Genomic DNA, 16443 nt, shown 5'->3' with positions numbered 1-16443 from the left:
AAATATATTACATTCTTTTGCTAAGAAAGACACAGCTTACTAACTTTGCCTACTATATCAAAGCTAAAAGTAGATTTATGCCTTACGCCAAAATCACTGGATTGGGATTCTATGTACCGGAGAATGTGGTTACCAACCACGACCTCACCCGCTATATGAACACCAGCGACGAATGGATTCGTGAACGTACTGGAATAGAGCAACGCCGTTTTTTTACCGAAGGCAAAGACACAACCGCCAAAATGGGGGCACGTGCTGCCGCACAAGCCTTAGAACGTGCCGGTATCACTGCCGAAGAAATTGATTTTATTGTATTTGCTACCCTTAGCCCCGACTACTTCTTTCCCGGCTCGGGGGTTCTTTTGCAACGCCTGTTGCCCTTCCGGGAAATAGGGGCATTGGACGTACGTGCCCAATGCTCGGGCTTCATTTATGCCCTTTCAGTAGCCGACCAATACATACGCAGCGGCATGTATAAAAAAATACTGGTGGTTGGCTCCGAAATACAATCAAACATTATGGAATTGAGTGACCGGGGGCGTGCCGTAGCCGTGCTTTTCGGCGACGGTGCCGGTGCTGCTGTGGTGGAAGCTACCGACGAGCCAGACCACCGCATTTTGTCCACCCATCTACACTCAGACGGCAACTTCGCCGAGGATTTATTTCTCGAGCATCCGGGTGCCGTATTGAAACAACGCCTCACCCCACAGATGATTGAAGAAGGAAAACACTTGCCTTTCATGCGTGGCAATGCCGTATTCAAGCACGCCATCACACGCTTTCCTGAGGTCATTCGTGAAGCCCTCGATGCCAATGGCTATACCATCGAAGACTTGGACCTACTGGTGCCCCACCAAGCCAACTTGCGTATAGCACAGCATGTGCAGAAGACCCTGGGGCTACGCGACGACCAAGTATTTAACAACATACAAAAGTATGGCAACACCACTGCCGCTTCTATTCCTATTGCGCTTACCGAAGCATGGGAAGCCGGCAAAGTAAAGCCCGGCGACTTAGTCTGTCTGGCTGCTTTTGGCAGTGGCTTCACTTGGGCTTCGGCACTCATTCGCTGGTAAATACCCAATACCGATGCATAAAAAAACACTTATATTAGGCGCTACGCCCAACCCCTCACGTTATGCCTATATTGCGGCAGGCATGTTGTCGCAATATGGGCACCCATTCGTGCCGGTAGGCATTAAGAAAGGCGAAGTATTTGGTCAGAAGATACTGTCCGGGCAAGAAGCTGCCCAACAGCTCCAAAGTGGCGATATACACACCGTCACGCTTTACCTAAACCCCCAAATGCAGGAAGAATGGTATGATTTTCTCCTTGGACTAAAGCCCAAACGCATTATTTTCAACCCGGGCACCGAAAACCCTACTTTGGCAGAGCGGGCACAAGCCCAAGGCATCGAAACCGTCGAAGCCTGCACTTTGGTGATGCTGCGCACGGGGCAGTACTAACTACCTGCTTCGGCAAACGGCTAAGGCTACTGTGCCTTTGCTTTTTTCGGTGTTTGGTGCTTTTGTTCCAAAATACAGCCTGCCGCTTGTCTTCAGTTTACCAAAATAAAACCTTTTGCCCTTCATTTGCCTTACCTTGTGTGCTTTCTTTGTGCCACCTGTTTTAAATAAACGCCACAAAAAGCCTTGTGATAGCCGCTTCTTGCTTGGGCACAAGCACCTATTTTTGTAATTTGCGGTGTTTTTACAAACAAGCTGTAAACCCTATGACTTTAATAGCTTCCATTTCTGGAATCAGAGGAACCATCGGTGGAAAGCCCATAGACAACCTGACTCCTCCCGATATCGTCCGCTTTGTATCGGCATACGGTAGTCTCTTGCGTGCTGGCAACAAGCGTCCCAAGGTAGTCATCGGGCGCGATGCGCGCCTTTCGGGTGCCATGCTTGCCCATTTGGTTACAGGCACCCTGCAGGCATTGGGTATAGATGTCATCGATGTAGGCTTGGCTACCACCCCTACCGTTGCTATGGCGGTACCACGCGCCGGTGCGCAAGGCGGCATCATACTTACCGCCAGCCATAACCCCATACAATGGAATGCTCTGAAGTTGTTGAATGCAGAAGGTGAGTTTATCGATGCTGCTACGGGTGAAGCTATTCTGCAAAAAGCCAACGAGGGTAGTTTTGAATATGCCGGAGTGCATCATTTGGGTAGCTACCTCACCAACGAACATGCGCTCGACGAGCATATAGAAGCCATCAAGGCACTGAGTTTGGTGGATGTAGATGCCATCCGGGCAAGGCAGTTTAGGGTGGTGGTCGATGCCGTACATTCGGTGGGTGGCATTGCCGTCCCACGACTGCTCGAAGCTCTGGGGGTTCAAGAAGTAAAGGTATTGTATGGCGAGCCGAATGGACATTTTCCCCATAACCCTGAACCACTGCCCGAACACTTGCACGAGCTGAGCAGCACCCTTACCAAAGAAAATTACGATTTGGGCATTGCCGTTGACCCCGACGTAGACCGCCTGGCACTCTTCTGCGAAGATGGCTCTCCTTTTGGAGAAGAATACACCTTGGTGGCAGTTGCCGATTATGTACTGCAACATGAGCCCGGTCCGGCGGTATCGAACCTCTCTTCTTCCCAAGCCTTGCGCGTGGTATGCGAGCGCATGCAACTTCCCTACTACGCCTCGGCAGTAGGCGAGGTGAACGTAGTTGCTAAAATGAAGGAAGTAGGGGCTACCATTGGAGGTGAAGGCAACGGTGGCATCATCTATCCCAAGCTACACTACGGGCGTGATGCCTTGGTAGGTATTGCCCTTTTCTTGTCGTACTTGGCAAAGTCAGGCAAAAAAGTCTCGGCACTGCGCGCCACCTATCCCAACTTCTTCATGGTAAAGAATAAAATAGAGCTAAGCGAAGATTTAAACCCCGATTCGGTACTGAATGCCTTGAAGGAGAAATACGCCCGACAACAGCAAGACACCACCGACGGCTTAAAAATCTATTTCGACGACGCTTGGGTACACCTGCGCCGTTCCAACACCGAGCCCATCATACGCATTTACACCGAAGCCCCCACACAGCACATCGCCGAAAACCTTGTGGAGAAGTTTATGGCAGACATCCGTGAGCTTCGTCAGCTGAACCAAGAAGAGTAGAAACGAAACGGACATGAAACGCATCTATTTAGACAATGCAGCCACCACAGCCGTCGCCCCAGAAGTCGTGGAAGTCATGTTGCCTTTTTTGCAAGACACCTTTGGCAACCCTTCCTCTACGCACTGGCACGGACGCCAAGCGCGAGCAGCCATTGAACGGGTGCGCAAGCAGATAGCGGCATACTTAGGGGCTTCGCCTGCCGAAATCATCTTCACTTCGGGAGGTACCGAAGCCGACAACTGTGCCATCCGCAGCGCCGTGCGCACATACGGCTTAAAGCACGTCATCACCTCGCCTATAGAGCACCATGCCGTGCTACATACCGTGGAAGACCTAGCAGCCCAAGGAATAATAGAAATGCATCTTCTGCAGGTAGATACGCAAGGACGCATTGACTTAGATGAGTTAAAACAACTTTTGGAAAAGCACCCCAACGCCCTGGTATCGCTCATGCACGGCAACAACGAAATAGGCACCCTCAACCCCATAGAAGAGATTGCCCGCATATGTAAACACTACGGAGCTTATTATCACTGCGACACCGTGCAAACCATGGCACACTACGCTATAGACTTATCGCGCACGCCCATAGATTACCTTGCTGGCTCTGGACATAAATTTCATGCCCCCAAAGCCGTAGGTTTCATGTACATGCGCAAGCAGTCGAAAGTGCATCCTCTCATTACCGGAGGTGCACAAGAGCGCTCCATGCGTGGAGGCACCGAGAATGTAGCAGGTATTGTAGCCTTAGGCAAAGCCATGGAGCTTGCACAGGAACACATGCAGGAACATGCCCGGCATATACGTCAGCTCAAAAAACATATGATTGACTTACTTCTTGCCAAAATACCGGGCGTATCATTCAATGGTACAAGCCAAGACGTTGACAACAGCCTCTACACAGTGCTGAGTGTTTCACTTCCCCCCTCACCTCACAACGACATGCTGCTGTTCCATCTCGATTTGCAGGGCGTGTCGGCATCGGGTGGTAGTGCCTGTTCCAGTGGAGCGGTCAAAGGGTCTCATGTTTTGGCTGCAATCAAACACCCTGCCGCGCGTGGTGCCATACGTTTTTCATTCAGCAGATACACCACCCAAGAAGAGGTAGAGCAAGCTGTAGAGATTCTTCACAAACTGCTTAGCAGTGAAAACCCTGTAGAACTGGTGCGCAAAAACTCACTTTAACAGGTTATCATAAGTCATCATCAATAAAAGAGGGCACCCCAAAAGGGTGCCCTCCGTGTTTTTATATCCCTGCAAACTATAGGATTAACTTCGCCCAAGCTGCTTCAAAGTGCGAAAATGAGAACTTACCGCACGTGCAAAGGTAGGTGCTTCATGATAAGGTACGCCAAACTCCTGCGCACACTCTTTTACTATCTTCGACAGCCTCGGATAATGAATGTGGCTGATATTAGGAAAAAGGTGATGCTCCACTTGAAAGTTCAGCCCACCGGAAAACCAGTTCCAAAAACGGCTTTTGGTGGCAAAGTTGGCAGTAGTGCGCAGCTGATGCACCATCCACTCATCTTCTACTTTCCCTTCTACCGGCATAGGTTTGTCGGTTTCTTCTACCACGTGTGCCGACTGGAATATGAGTGCCAACAACAGTCCAGACACGAAGTGCATCGTCAAGTAACCAATGAGCCACTGCCACCAAGCAATATCCAATAGCCAGAGGGGTATAATCGCTATGTAGCTATAATAAAACAGCTTGATAAAGATGTTGTTGATGAGTTCTCTGGCAAAAGTAGTACGCTGGCGATGCAACAAGCCCATACGATGATAATCGACCAACTGACGGAAATCCTTATGCACAGTCCACGCCAAGGTCATCAGAGCGTAAAGGAAGGGGGCATATAAATGCTGGTAACGGTGAAACCAGCGGGTTTTCTCAGAAGGGGTAAACTTAAACAATCCCCCTGCAGAAATATCCTCATCTTTGTGCGGAATGTTGGTAAACGTATGATGCAATACATTATGCTGAATACGCCAGTTCAGAGGGCTACCCCCAAAAAGAGCCAAGGTAGCACCCGCCAGCTTGTTCAGACGATTACTTTTGGCAAAAGTCTGATGGTTGGCATCGTGCATAGTGTTTAAGCCCACTGCCGCCATAGAAAGCCCCATCACCACGGTAAGCAACCATGCGGTCCATAGGGGCATGTCTAAGGTAAGAATCAGAAAGTAAGGCACAAGATAGGCGGCTACCCATAGCACCGCCTTCATATGTACTCGCCAATCGCCCTGCTTGGGCAGATTGTTTTCTTGAAAGTACTGCTTCACTCTCCTGCGAAGCTCTGTACTAAATCCGTTGGTTTGGTTGCGCGCAAAGGCAACCGGAATAAATTGACTCATAAAACAATGAATTGATGATGATTAAAATGATTGAATAGGAAATGCGGTAAAAATATTTGCAAATGACGTGTGGTTAACAGAAGGTAAAACCTATAGAAAAGGCTATTGTTTTTGGCAACATACGAAATTTTGTCAGTTTACACTATACAAAACTGAAATTTTGTCCAAAAAACTTTTACTACGTTGACAATATAGCGCTTGCTACAGAGAGTGCATCTTTTTTGATACCTTTTTTAAGCACATCAAGAAGAAATCGACATGTTCAACTAACACCCATCAAAAAGGAGGAATGACTATGACCACTGTAAGCAACAAACAACTCAACAAGGTGTTGAAGGAACTCATACAAGTGAGAGAGTTTCCGTGTGTTACCATCACCTTGCCTACACACCGCACCCATCCCGAGAATGCCAAAGACCCCGTTTTGCTCAAAGACCTTATGAAAGAGGCAAAAGTTCGCCTTTTACAAGAGGCAGATAAAAAAGCAGCAGAAGAAATATACAGCAAACTGGAGACTTTGGCTACTCAAATCGACCACCAATACAACACCGAAGGATTGGCATTGTTTGTCAGTCCTTCAGTAAGCGAATATTTGCGGCTACCCGTAAGCCCCGAAGCACGCACCGTAATAGATGGTTCTTTTGAAATACGCGACATTTTACGCGCACTACATAAAACAGACTACTACTATGCGATGGTTCTCAGCAAATCGAAGGTGCGTCTATTCGCTGGTATTGGCAAGCAAATAGAAGAGGTAAGCGAAGGCGGCTTCCCGTTGGAACCCACTTTCAGTGAGAAAAAAATCATTGACAATGGCAATGCACATGAAGTAGAAAACAAACTCAAAGAGTTCTTCAACCGCGCAGACAAGCTATTTTGGGAAATCTATAAAAACAACAAAAGTGGACATTTGATACTTTTTGGTGATACCAAAAACATAGGCTACTATAAAGAAGTTGCCGACCATCCGCAGCTCATTATTGGCAGCGTAGAGGGCAGCTACGATGCTGCCCAAGCCCATGAGTTAGCAGAAAAAGCACAAGCCACCGTAGAGCAATTTTTGGCAGAACGCCGCAAAGAGATGCTCGGAGAACTGGAGAAGGCATTTAAAGAAAAGTTAGCTGCTTCCGGCATCAATGAAGTGTATCGTACTGCCCAAGAAGGGCGCGGACGCCTGCTCTTTGTAGAAGAAGGTTATCAACAAGCTGCCAAGATAGAAGATAACCGTTTGTTCTTCGATGTCGACCCTAAAGCACCAGGGGTTATCGACGACTTAGTAGATGATATCGTGGAAACCGTATTGCAATTTGGTGGTCAGGTAGTGTTTGTGCCAGATGGCACACTCGAAAAGTATGACCGCATAGCCATGATACTCAGATATTAAAAAATCAAAGTTCATCAAAGGGTGCCGAACTGGCGCCCTTTCTGTTTAAAAAAATGCGCTTACTACTTGCACGATTGGCAAAATCGTTATACCTTTGCCATCGCTAAATGCTACCAAGGCAAGCTCGTGTGGTGGAATTGGTAGACACGCCATCTTGAGGGGGTGGTGCCCGTTGGGGCGTGGGGGTTCGAATCCCCCCGCGAGCACAGCTAAGCAAGAAAGAGGGCGCTCGTTTAAACGAGCGCCCTCTTTCTTGCTTTATAGCCTACGACTCAGTTCGCTTCAAACAGCAGTTGTCCGTTGTTATCGCGAGGTAGGTAGGCACGCTGCCTTAAACTAAGCAGTTCACGCCGCACACGACTCAATTCTTCACGCATATGGCAAATAATTTCTATGCCTTCTTTATTCACTCCGAAATCAAGCGCCAAGCGTAGTACACGCTCTACATGCGCCAACATATCATCTTCCACAAAATCCCCTTCTTCTGTATGTATCAGAGGTATCAAGCCAAAGTCCACCAGCTCCTGCCATAAAGAAGCCGGTACTTCATAATATTCTATGATGCGTTGAATGTGTATTCTTGCCATAGTTCTTTATGCTTTTTGTTTTCTTAACTCAGCCAATTGGCTGAATAAGTCTTTTTCTTCTTTGCTTAGCCCCTGTGGCAAGCGGGCTTGAAGCGTTACATACAAGTCGCCTTTTTGTTCTTCATGCTTGTATTTGGGCAGCCCCTTCCCTTTCAATCTGATTTTGGTATTGTTCTGGGTTTCTGGTTTTATTTTAGCCTTCACCCGCCCGTACAGGGTGTCTATTTCTGTTTCGCCACCTAATATTAAAGTGTATAAATCGACTTCATGGGTCATGTACAAATCTTCGCCCTCTACACGAAAACGCGGGTCGGGCGTGATGTGGAAGGTAATGTACAAGTCGCCGTTGGGTCCGCCGTTCACACCTGCGCCCCCTTGCTCTTTAATACGAATGCTTTGTCCATCTTTAATACCTGCGGGCACAGTAATGCGCAGTTTTTTTCCATTGAATTCTATGACACGCTTGTGGGTGCTAAGTGTCTCAACCAGGGGAAGGGTAAGCGTCACGCGCACATCTTCGCCTTTCATGGACATGCGCGTACGCCGGCGCGCCCCCCCGCCAGCAAACATGTCTCCAAAGATGGTTTTGAAGAAGTCCGAGAAATCGGAATATTCCCCAAAATCGGCATCCCCGAAGTTGGTATAAGTATAATATCCGCCGCCTTGCCCTCCATATTGTTGATTAAACTGGTCGGCGTGTTTCCACTGTGCCCCAAATTGGTCATATTTTTTACGCTTTTCAGGGTCACTCAAGACTTCATACGCCTCATTGATTTGCTTGAATTTAGCTTCGGCTTCTGGGTTGTCCGGGTTTACATCTGGGTGATACTTGCGCGCCAGCTTGCGATAAGCCTTTTTTATATCATCGGTTGAGGCGTTTCTGTCCACTCCTAGCACTTGATAATAGTCGATAAATTCCATAGGCTATCCTCCTTTTCTATTTTATAGAGAACCAAAAGACAGGGCTTAGTGGTTGCCCATAAGCCTGCCTTTTTCTACGAACCACTTCAAAGATTATACCCATGTGCAAAAAGGCATAAAAGCTGCCATTTTGTCTTTGAAAATACAGAGTAAAAAGAAAAAGCGGCTTGCCCGAAGACAAGCCGCCGCTTTGTAAAACTGCTGCTCTTAGTTTTCTTCTGCCAACTCTTCGAGAGGCTTATCTACCTCTTCGATAAACTTCGCACGCAAATATTCGCGATTGAGGCGGGCGATGTTTTTCACCGAAATACCTTTGGGGCACTCCGCCTCACAAGCACCGGTGTTGGTGCAAGCCCCAAAGCCTTCGGCATCCATTTGGGCTATCATTTTCGATACCCGGATGGCACGTTCGGGGTCGCCTTGGGGCAGTAATGCCAAGTGAGATACTTTGGCAGCCACAAACAGCATAGCCGATGCGTTCTTGCAAGCTGCCACACAAGCGCCACAGCCAATGCAAGTAGCTGCATCGAAAGCCTCGCTGGCTTTGTCTTTGGGGATTGGAATATTATTGGCATCTTGTGCTGAGCCCGTATTCACAGAAATATAGCCGCCGGCTTGAATGATGCGGTCAAAAGCACTGCGGTCCACCACCAAATCTTTTACTACCGGGAAGGGCTTGGCACGCCAAGGCTCAATCACAATGGTATCGCCATCTTTGAAGCTGCGCATGTGTAACTGGCAAGTGGTGGTTTGCTCAGGTCCGTGGGGTTTGCCGTTGATGTAAAGGCTACACATACCACAGATACCCTCGCGACAGTCGTGGTCAAAAGCCACGGGGTCTTCCCCTTTGTGGATGAGGCTTTCATTGAGCACATCCAGCATTTCAAGGAAAGACATGTCGGGCGACACGTCGTCTACCTGGTAGGTAACGAAACGCCCTTTATCGTTTGCATTTTTTTGACGCCATATTTTGAGAGTCAATTTCATAGCTCTTGGGGGTTTGTTATTTGTAACTTCTTTGGGTTAGCTTCACGTTTTCGAACACTAAAGGTTCTTTATGTAAGACGGGCTCGTTGCCGTCGCCAGTGTACTGCCATGCTGCCACGTAGGCATATTCTTCGTCATTACGCAAGGCTTCGCCATCGGGTGTTTGATATTCTTCACGGAAATGACCACCGCAAGACTCGTTGCGATGCAAGGCATCGACAATCATAAGCTCTGCCAACTCGAAGAAGTCAGCCACGCGCAATGCTTTTTCCAAGGTTTGGTTGAACTCTTCGTTCACTCCTGTCATTTTCAAGTCAGACCAAAACTCTTCGCGCAGCTTCACTACCATTTCACGAGCTTTCATCAATCCTTCGGCATTACGCGACATGCCGCAGTAATCCCACATGATTTTGCCCAGCTCTCTATGGAACTCGTCCACTGTGCGCTTACCGTTGCTGCTCAGCAGCTTTTTAATGCGGTTTTCCACCTCACGCTCGGCATCTTTGAAAGCGGGGTGAGTAGTCGGCACTTTTTCATAGGGCATGCCTGCCAAGTAATCGCCAATAGTATAGGGCAGGATGAAGTAACCATCTGCCAAACCTTGCATCAAGGCACTGGCACCCAAACGGTTGGCACCATGGTCAGAGAAGTTGCACTCACCAATGGCATACAAACCGGGAATGGTGGTCATCAAGTTGTAATCTACCCACAAGCCACCCATCGTATAGTGCACAGCAGGATATATTTTCATGGGCACCTCGTAGGGGTTTTCCCCGGTGATGCGCATGTACATATCGAACAGGTTGCCATATTTGGCTTCAATCACAGCTCTGCCGTCGCGCTTGATGGCATCACGGAAATCCAGAAATACCGCCAAACCAGTAGAACCTACACCACGACCTTCATCGCACACATATTTGGCGTTGCGTGAAGCCACGTCGCGAGGTACCAAGTTACCAAAAGAGGGGTACTTGCGTTCGAGATAGTAATCGCGACGGTCTTCGGGCAGGTCGTTGGGATGCAGCTCTCCACGACGAATTTTTTCAGCATCTTCTACCGTCTTGGGTACCCACACACGTCCATCGTTGCGCAACGACTCCGACATGAGGGTCAGTTTCGACTGGTAGTGCCCCGAAACAGGAATACAAGTGGGGTGAATTTGAGTGAAGCAAGGGTTTGCAAAACAAGCGCCTTTCTTGTAAGCACGCCATGCTGCCGAGCCATTGGACCCCATGGCATTGGTTGACAGGTAAAATACGTTGCCGTATCCACCGGTAGCCAACACTACGGCATGTGCCGAGTGAGACTCTATCTTGCCGGTAATCAGGTTACGGGTAACGATGCCACGGGCTTTGCCGTCAATCACAACCACATCCAGCAGCTCAGTGCGAGGGAACATCTGCACTTTGCCGGCAGCGACTTGACGCATCAAGGCTGAGTAGGCACCCAACAACAGCTGCTGCCCGGTTTGTCCTTTGGCGTAGAAAGTACGAGACACCTGAGCCCCACCAAATGAGCGGTTGGCAAGCAAACCGCCATATTCACGAGCGAAGGGCACTCCTTGCGCTACGGCTTGGTCGATGATGTTGACACTCAGCTGCGCCAAGCGATACACGTTGGCTTCACGGGAACGGTAGTCTCCCCCTTTGATGGTATCATAGAACAAACGGAAGATACTGTCGCCATCGCCTTGGTAGTTCTTGGCAGCATTGATACCCCCTTGAGCTGCAATGCTGTGAGCACGGCGCGGACTATCTTGAAAACAGAATGCTTTTACATTGTACCCTAACTCTGCCAAAGTAGCCGCAGCCGAAGCACCCGCAAGCCCGGTACCCACTACAATGATATCGTACTTACGTTTATTGGCAGGATTTACCAGTTTAATATTAAACTTGTGTCTTTCCCACTTTTCGGCTAAGGGTCCTTCGGGGATTTTGGCGTCCAATTTTATATCAATGTCGATTGCTACAGTGCTCATAGTCTGCTTGTTTTAATCTTTATGGGTTAATATCTGAAATAGATGATAACAGGAATGATGGCATAGCCAATGGCTACGGCAATAGAGAAAGCAATGCCCAGTCCTTTAATAAAACCGTTATACTTACGGTGATGCAACCCGAAAGTGCGAAAGGCACTCATGAAACCATGAGAGAGGTGATATCCCAACGCAACCATCGAAAGCACGTAAAGGGCAACTATCCATTCTTGCTGGAAAGCTTCTTTCACCACCAAAAACAAGTTCTTGTACTGAGCTCCGTCGTACTCTACCATAGGCACAGCACCAAATTTCATTTTAAACCAGAAATTGGCTAAGTGCACTACCAAGAAGATGAAAATAATAGAGCCCAGCAAGCCCATGTTGCGTGATGCCCAAGTGCTGCTGTTTTGCATGCGCGACACATAATACTTCACCGGGCGCGCTTCGCTGTTGCGACGCGTCAGGATGATGGAAGTAATCACGTGCAGAAGAATGAAAGTGAAGTTTAAAATAGAGATTGTTTGAATCAGGGGGTTGTGCCCCATGAAGTGCGCATACTTGTTGAACTGTTCTCCGCCATCATTCAAGAGCAGCTGTAGGTTACCCGACAGATGCACAATGATGAAGAGAATCAAAAAAAAGCCGGTAAGCGCCATAATCAACTTGCGCCCTACCGAGCTCGTGAGTGTTTCAGCTATCCAACTCATAGTTTTTTTTAGCTTTTTGTAAAGTATAAATGAACCGTTTAAGAAAGTTGTTTTAATTGTACGCTCCAAATTTACACCACTGTATGATAGAAAGCAAAAGCACAGTTTTATTTTGAATGTATCTAAACAAGAACTTTTTTCGTTTCCGAATATGACAAGATATTGTAAATTTGTTTTGATTTCAACGTCCTTTGCATAAGGCTTGCATTAAATACCAACTATGAAACAGCTCAATACAAACATCTTTCGTTTTCTCATCTTTGGGTTCATTTTTTTGAGCAGCTACAGCGTGGCACATGCCACCCACCTGCGCGCTGGACAAATTACTGCCTCACAGCTGAGCCCTAACTCGCTCACCTATCGCATCACCCTAATAGTGTATAGAGACACACGCGGCGTTCCTGCCGACCCCCAAGCCACTTTGGTGATTCAACCCGGCGGCGTGTCGCTGACGGCTCCACTTCTGGACGAAGTGCCAGTAGCGCCACTCATCACACGGGTGCGTTATGTGTTTACCTATACCTTTCCCGGAGCAGGTACCTATCGCTTAGGCTATCGCGAGCAGTTCCGAAACGGTTGTACAGTAAACATGAGTAACGCACTGGAAACGGATTTGTTCGTAGAGTCGCAACTGGTCATTCAGCCTTTTGTAGGGGTCAACAACAGCCCCATCCTCTTGGCACCTCCGGTAGACCAAGCCGCCTTGGGGCAAAAGTTCTTGCACAACCCGGCTGCCTATGACCCTGATGGCGATAGCCTTTCATTCAAGCTAGTAACACCCAAAAGAAATTTTGACACGGAAGTGTCTAATTACAGACCTTTAAATAACTACCTGAGTGCCATCTCCGAATCGGGCGGCACGCCGTTCTATGGCATCGACCCCGTGACTGGCACCGTCACATGGGATGCACCCGGCGGTCTTGCCAACGGCTCTTGTGTAAACATCGCCATTAAAGTGGAAGAGTGGCGTAAGGTGGTAAACGCTCAAGGGCAGGTGAGTTATGTATTTCTGGGCTATGTGGTGCGCGACATGCAGATAGTAGTAACCCAAACCACAAACCGTCGCCCGCTTTTGCAAGTCCCCGGCGACGCGTGCGTGGCAGCTACTCAAGAAAGCCTCAACGAAGTCATCACCGCTACTGACCCCGATGGACACAGCGTGCAAATCACAGCCACAGGACAAGTATTCGACAGCAGTTTTCCTGCCCCAAGAGCCTCTTTTGACGGCACCACCTTTCAGTGGGCGCCCTCCTGCGAGCATATCCGCGCACAACCCTATCAAATAGTATTCAAAGCTCAAGACAATCCTCCCCCCAGCTTGGGCGAACCACTTGTGGATATCAAAGTATGGAACATCAAAGTGGTAGGTCCCAAGCCGGTCAACCTGCAAGCCAATGTAGACAATGCCAACGATGAGATTACACTTACATGGGACCCCTATGTATGTGCAGCTAAAGCACAAAAATTGATTGTATGGCGCAAGGACGGATGCTCTTCGGGCAACCCCATGAATTGTGATACCGGCGCCCCCGACGGGCAGGGTTATGTAGCCATTGCCGAGCTGCCCCCTACCGCCACTTCTTATACCGATAAGCGCGTGAAGGTAGGACGTCGCTACAGCTATCGCATATCTGCTGTGTTTCCACCACCCGCAGGGGGCGAAAGTTATGCCTCTGATGAGGTATGTGTGGCTTTGGCTATCGACGTGCCTTTGTTCACCAAGGTAGATATTACCAATACCGATGCAAACAATGGCAGCATAGAAGTCAACTTCATACAGCCGTTTCAGTTTCCCAACGGCACCCCACCCTCGCCCTTTGGTTATGTGGTGTACCGGGGCGAAGGCTTGGATGGCAATGCAAACACACCGGTCTTTAGCCTGTACAATGTAAACCCAGCAGACCGTTCCATCATCAGTTTCATAGACAACGGTCTGAATACCTTGGATAAAAGCTATCACTACCGCATCGCTTTCTTTAGCAACGCCACCGATGCCAACAGCGCTGTTTTCGTCGATTCTTCGGACGTAGCCTCTACCGTGCGGCTCAGTTTAACCCCCAAAAGCAACTGCATCGACCTGCGTTGGGACTACAATACACCCTGGAGCAACGCCTTACAAAACCATGACATCTTCCAGAGTTTAAATTCTGCTGGCAGTTTTAATCTGTTGGCACAGTTCATGCCAACGGTTACAGAATACGGCTTTTACACAGACACCGGCGCTGGTCAAGACAATACCACTTACTTTTATTACATACTTACGCGTGGTTCTTATTACAACGACGACATTACAAACGAGTACCCTTCGTTGAGTGTGCCTTTGGTTAACCGTTCTCAAATAAACAGCGCTCAGCCCGATGACCAAGTGCCTCCGTGCCCGCCCGTTTTGAGTGTTCAAGCTATAGACTGCGCAACCTTCGATTTCACGGCGGGTCCACCTTTCAGCAATCAACTGCAATGGAGCTTTAACAATGGAAATGGAAGCGGTAGCGGCAGCTGTGGCGAAACCATCAATGGCTGTGAATATGAAGCCTCGAACATAGCTGTCTTCCGTATCTACTACAAACCCAACACAGAAGCCAGCTACGGCAGTCCTATAGCCGAAGTAAGCGGCACGCAGTTTAGCTTCACACATGGAGGCTTGAATTCACTGGCAGGCTGCTACGTAATCACAGCAGTGGACCAGTCGGGCAATGAAAGTGCATTCAGCAATGAAGTATGCGTGGACAACTGTATTCAGTTTAAACTTCCCAACGTATTCACGCCCAATGGCGATGGCTTCAATGACGTGTTCACCCCACTGGAGCCCTTGCTGTTTGTCGAAAGCATAGAGTTTGAGGTGGTTAACCGCTGGGGCAAACGCGTCTTTTATTCGGCTTCTGACCCGGCTATCAACTGGAACGGACGCTACAACCCGGACGGCAACAGTAGTGGCGGCAGTGAACTGCCTTCGGGCGTGTATTACTACATTGCTAAGGTGCGCTTTTTGCGTGTGGACCCCAAAAACTCGGAACAATTATTTCAAGGATGGATACACCTGTTACGATAAAGCAACAGCTTGCCCCCCTATGGCAGGCAAACAAGCGCTTGGTACTCTTCGACGGAGTATGCAACTTCTGCAATGGCAGCGTCAATTTTATCATTCGCCACGACAAGCAAAGGCGCTATCTCTTTGTACCATTGCAGGAGCCTTTGGGCAAAACGCTATTGGCTGCCTACCAACTGCCAGAAGACTACCTCGACAGCCTGATATTGCTCAGCAATGACCGGGCATATTCTCACTCGACGGCTGCTTTGCGTATAGGCGAAGGCTTGGGCGGCTGGTGGAAAGGGCTGCGTCTCCTGCGCATGATTCCTGCCTTCTTGCGCGATGCTGTCTATAAAATCATAGCGAAGAACCGCTATCGCTGGTTTGGTAAAAAAGAAAGTTGCATGCTGCCCTCCGCCGACGTGCGGGAGCGCTTCTTGTTGCACCCCGATGACCTGAAGCGTTTTAAATATAGCGCTTCTCGTTAACCAAGAAATTCTCGTTTATCCACATAATGGCTTGCTGTTCCGTATGGAACTTACGGGGGTATTTCAAGCCTTTCTCTTGCAAACGCTTTTTGTTTTTAGAAATGAAAGCCACAAAGGTAGTGTTTTCTTTTTTGGTTGCTACGTAAATCATGATTTCAAGGTATTTTGAATACTGTTTTGATGCCACAAAAATCCTTCCACATTTTCAGGAAAAACAAAAACATCGCAAGTTCATGGAATTCATACCTAAGGAGATTCAACAATACGCCGAAAAACACAGCTCTGCCGAACCGCAGGCACTCTACGAACTAAACCGGCAAACACACTTGAAAGTCCTTCAACCGCGCATGCTGTCAGGGCACTTGCAGGGGCGTTTGTTGAGCATGATTTCTCACATGATAAAGCCCCAACTGGTGATTGAAATAGGTACTTACACCGGCTACTCGGCGCTATGCCTTGCCGAAGGCTTGGCAGAGGGGGGCAAAGTCATCACCATAGACATCAACGAAGAGCTCAAGTCTTTTGCAGAGTCTTTTTTCCGGAAGGCAGGCATGCAGGAGCGTATCCAGATGCTCACCGGCAATGCAAGGGACATTATCCCTACCCTCCCTGAGGGCATCGACTTGGCATTTATCGATGCCGACAAAAAAAGCTACCGTCTTTATTATGACGCTCTGTTGCCCAAAATGCGCAAGGGTGGTTTTCTGCTTGTGGACAACGTGCTTTGGAGTGGCAAAGTGGTGGAACCTCTACGCAGCAACGACCATGCCACCCGCAGCATCATGGAATTCAACGACTACGTGAAGCAAGATGAACGGGTCGAGAAGGTATTGCTCCCTATTCGTGATGGCATTTACCTGATACGAAAAAAATAAG

General features: G+C 48.5%; 15 protein-coding genes and 1 tRNA gene. 9 read left to right on the top strand and 7 right to left on the bottom strand.

Going from position 1 to position 16443, the window contains the following annotated elements; all coding sequences use genetic code 11:
* Nucleotides 1-77: 77 nt before the first annotated feature.
* From FHS56_RS00180 to FHS56_RS00165, 4 genes are all read left to right on the top strand, one after another.
* Nucleotides 78-1076, top strand: a complete 999-nt coding sequence (locus FHS56_RS00180; RefSeq protein ID WP_166917874.1) for a 3-oxoacyl-ACP synthase III family protein — start codon at nucleotides 78-80, stop codon at nucleotides 1074-1076.
* A 13-nt stretch (nucleotides 1077-1089) separates the two neighbouring features.
* Nucleotides 1090-1467: a CoA-binding protein gene (locus tag FHS56_RS00175; protein WP_166917873.1), complete on the top strand. Its 378-nt coding sequence runs from the start codon at nucleotides 1090-1092 to the stop codon at nucleotides 1465-1467.
* Between the two features lie 266 nt (nucleotides 1468-1733).
* Nucleotides 1734-3131 carry a phosphoglucosamine mutase gene (glmM, locus tag FHS56_RS00170; RefSeq protein WP_166917872.1) on the top strand — a complete coding sequence of 466 codons (1398 nt, stop codon included), beginning with the start codon at nucleotides 1734-1736 and terminating at the stop codon, nucleotides 3129-3131.
* Between the two features lie 13 nt (nucleotides 3132-3144).
* On the top strand, nucleotides 3145-4317 hold the full coding sequence (locus FHS56_RS00165) for a cysteine desulfurase family protein (RefSeq protein ID WP_166917871.1): 1173 nt from the start codon (nucleotides 3145-3147) through the stop codon (nucleotides 4315-4317).
* A gap of 84 nt (nucleotides 4318-4401) precedes the next feature.
* Here the strand turns inward: FHS56_RS00165 and FHS56_RS00160 are convergent, their stop codons facing one another.
* A complete protein-coding gene (locus FHS56_RS00160; protein ID WP_166917870.1) occupies nucleotides 4402-5487 on the bottom strand; it encodes a fatty acid desaturase family protein in 1086 nt (361 codons plus the stop codon).
* A 295-nt stretch (nucleotides 5488-5782) separates the two neighbouring features.
* Between FHS56_RS00160 and FHS56_RS00155 the strand changes: the two genes are divergently transcribed.
* Together FHS56_RS00155 and FHS56_RS00150 are read left to right on the top strand one after the other, a co-directional pair.
* Nucleotides 5783-6871 carry an AOC03_06830 family ribosome hibernation factor gene (locus tag FHS56_RS00155; RefSeq protein WP_166917869.1) on the top strand — a complete coding sequence of 363 codons (1089 nt, stop codon included), beginning with the start codon at nucleotides 5783-5785 and terminating at the stop codon, nucleotides 6869-6871.
* 122 nt (nucleotides 6872-6993) lie between these two features.
* A tRNA-Leu gene (locus FHS56_RS00150) sits at nucleotides 6994-7077 on the top strand.
* Between the two features lie 66 nt (nucleotides 7078-7143).
* Here the strand turns inward: FHS56_RS00150 and FHS56_RS00145 are convergent.
* From FHS56_RS00145 to FHS56_RS00125, 5 genes are all read right to left on the bottom strand, one after another.
* Complete coding sequence (locus FHS56_RS00145) at nucleotides 7144-7458, bottom strand: chaperone modulator CbpM (protein ID WP_166917868.1); 315 nt, start codon at nucleotides 7456-7458, stop codon at nucleotides 7144-7146.
* A gap of 6 nt (nucleotides 7459-7464) precedes the next feature.
* A complete protein-coding gene (locus FHS56_RS00140; protein ID WP_166917867.1) occupies nucleotides 7465-8379 on the bottom strand; it encodes a DnaJ C-terminal domain-containing protein in 915 nt (304 codons plus the stop codon).
* Nucleotides 8380-8586: 207 nt separating this feature from the next.
* Nucleotides 8587-9366 (bottom strand): succinate dehydrogenase/fumarate reductase iron-sulfur subunit, encoded by a 780-nt coding sequence (locus tag FHS56_RS00135; RefSeq protein ID WP_166917866.1) that lies wholly within the window; start codon nucleotides 9364-9366, stop codon nucleotides 8587-8589.
* A gap of 16 nt (nucleotides 9367-9382) precedes the next feature.
* Nucleotides 9383-11317, bottom strand: a complete 1935-nt coding sequence (locus FHS56_RS00130; protein ID WP_166918822.1) for a fumarate reductase/succinate dehydrogenase flavoprotein subunit — start codon at nucleotides 11315-11317, stop codon at nucleotides 9383-9385.
* Nucleotides 11318-11370: 53 nt separating this feature from the next.
* Nucleotides 11371-12051 (bottom strand): succinate dehydrogenase cytochrome b subunit, encoded by a 681-nt coding sequence (locus FHS56_RS00125; protein WP_166917865.1) that lies wholly within the window; start codon nucleotides 12049-12051, stop codon nucleotides 11371-11373.
* 220 nt (nucleotides 12052-12271) lie between these two features.
* Between FHS56_RS00125 and FHS56_RS00120 the strand changes: the two genes are divergently transcribed.
* A complete protein-coding gene (locus FHS56_RS00120) occupies nucleotides 12272-15100 on the top strand; it encodes a T9SS type B sorting domain-containing protein (protein ID WP_166917864.1) in 2829 nt (942 codons plus the stop codon).
* Nucleotides 15079-15567, top strand: coding sequence for a thiol-disulfide oxidoreductase DCC family protein (locus tag FHS56_RS00115; RefSeq protein WP_166917863.1), 489 nt, complete (start codon nucleotides 15079-15081; stop codon nucleotides 15565-15567). Before FHS56_RS00120 ends, FHS56_RS00115 begins: the two co-directional genes overlap by 22 nt.
* On the opposite strand, the gene FHS56_RS00110 is transcribed toward FHS56_RS00115, so the two are convergent.
* A complete protein-coding gene (locus FHS56_RS00110; RefSeq protein ID WP_166917862.1) occupies nucleotides 15545-15718 on the bottom strand; it encodes a hypothetical protein in 174 nt (57 codons plus the stop codon). The two genes, FHS56_RS00115 and FHS56_RS00110, sit on opposite strands and share 23 nt — an antisense overlap.
* An 82-nt stretch (nucleotides 15719-15800) precedes the next feature.
* Here FHS56_RS00110 and FHS56_RS00105 point away from each other — a divergent pair, with 82 nt between their 5' ends.
* Nucleotides 15801-16442, top strand: coding sequence for an O-methyltransferase (locus FHS56_RS00105; protein WP_166917861.1), 642 nt, complete (start codon nucleotides 15801-15803; stop codon nucleotides 16440-16442).
* Nucleotide 16443 lies beyond the last annotated feature (1 nt).

Origin of the sequence: Thermonema lapsum, from assembly GCF_011761635.1 — a bacterium.
Taxonomy (GTDB): Bacteria; Bacteroidota; Bacteroidia; order Cytophagales; family Thermonemataceae; genus Thermonema; species Thermonema lapsum.
Note: the sequence above shows the minus strand (reverse complement) of the source record. Positions and strands in the feature narration are given on the sequence as shown.

Excerpts from the sequence above, each read along its gene's own strand:
- FHS56_RS00180 (WP_166917874.1), top strand. The coding sequence starts at position 78 with ATGCCTTACGCCAAAATCACTGGATTGGGATTCTATGTACCGGAGAAT.
- FHS56_RS00175 (WP_166917873.1), top strand. The coding sequence starts at position 1,090 with ATGCATAAAAAAACACTTATATTAGGCGCTACGCCCAACCCCTCACGT.
- glmM (WP_166917872.1), top strand. The coding sequence starts at position 1,734 with ATGACTTTAATAGCTTCCATTTCTGGAATCAGAGGAACCATCGGTGGA.
- FHS56_RS00165 (WP_166917871.1), top strand. The coding sequence starts at position 3,145 with ATGAAACGCATCTATTTAGACAATGCAGCCACCACAGCCGTCGCCCCA.
- FHS56_RS00160 (WP_166917870.1), bottom strand. The coding sequence starts at position 5,487 with ATGAGTCAATTTATTCCGGTTGCCTTTGCGCGCAACCAAACCAACGGA.
- FHS56_RS00155 (WP_166917869.1), top strand. The coding sequence starts at position 5,783 with ATGACCACTGTAAGCAACAAACAACTCAACAAGGTGTTGAAGGAACTC.
- FHS56_RS00145 (WP_166917868.1), bottom strand. The coding sequence starts at position 7,458 with ATGGCAAGAATACACATTCAACGCATCATAGAATATTATGAAGTACCG.
- FHS56_RS00140 (WP_166917867.1), bottom strand. The coding sequence starts at position 8,379 with ATGGAATTTATCGACTATTATCAAGTGCTAGGAGTGGACAGAAACGCC.
- FHS56_RS00135 (WP_166917866.1), bottom strand. The coding sequence starts at position 9,366 with ATGAAATTGACTCTCAAAATATGGCGTCAAAAAAATGCAAACGATAAA.
- FHS56_RS00125 (WP_166917865.1), bottom strand. The coding sequence starts at position 12,051 with ATGAGTTGGATAGCTGAAACACTCACGAGCTCGGTAGGGCGCAAGTTG.
- FHS56_RS00120 (WP_166917864.1), top strand. The coding sequence starts at position 12,272 with ATGAAACAGCTCAATACAAACATCTTTCGTTTTCTCATCTTTGGGTTC.
- FHS56_RS00115 (WP_166917863.1), top strand. The coding sequence starts at position 15,079 with ATGGATACACCTGTTACGATAAAGCAACAGCTTGCCCCCCTATGGCAG.
- FHS56_RS00110 (WP_166917862.1), bottom strand. The coding sequence starts at position 15,718 with ATGATTTACGTAGCAACCAAAAAAGAAAACACTACCTTTGTGGCTTTC.
- FHS56_RS00105 (WP_166917861.1), top strand. The coding sequence starts at position 15,801 with ATGGAATTCATACCTAAGGAGATTCAACAATACGCCGAAAAACACAGC.